The sequence below is a fragment of the Oxalobacteraceae sp. CFBP 8761 genome (genome assembly GCA_014841595.1).
Lineage (GTDB): Bacteria > Pseudomonadota > Gammaproteobacteria > Burkholderiales > Burkholderiaceae_D > Telluria.
In genome coordinates, this window is sequence record JACYUE010000017.1 from 1 (window position 1) to 381 (window position 381).

Sequence of the window (381 nt, forward strand, 5' to 3'; positions counted from 1 at the left end):
TCGACTCACCCGAGGAAGTGGCGGTGAGCGACATGCCAGTCACCCCGGAACCTGTCGTGGATGCCGAGGCGGAGCGCGCAGAGCGTGAGCAAGCGCTGCAGCAGGAGCTTGCCTTGCAGCGAGAGCAGGAGCAGGCGCGGCTGGCACAGGAACAGGCGGAGTCACAACGCAACGCCGCCGAGGCAAGCAGGCTCGCCGAGCAGCAGCAACAAGCGCAGCAGCAGGCGCTGCGCGACCAGGAAGCGCTGGTGCAGCGCGAACAACAGGCCGCCGCGGCGCGTGATCTGGCTGCGCAGCGTGCGGCGCAGGAAGCGGCAACGCAGGAAGCCCTGGCGCAGGCGCAGTTACAAGCACGCCAGCGCGCCGAAGATGCCGCGCAAC

At 69.3% G+C, this 381-nt stretch carries 1 protein-coding gene; it reads left to right on the forward strand.

Annotation, left to right across the window (positions count from 1 at the left end; all coding sequences use genetic code 11):
* Positions 1-23: 23 nt before the first annotated feature.
* A partial coding sequence (locus IFU00_22855; protein MBD8545113.1) for a hypothetical protein occupies positions 24-381 on the forward strand: 358 nt, incomplete at its 3' end.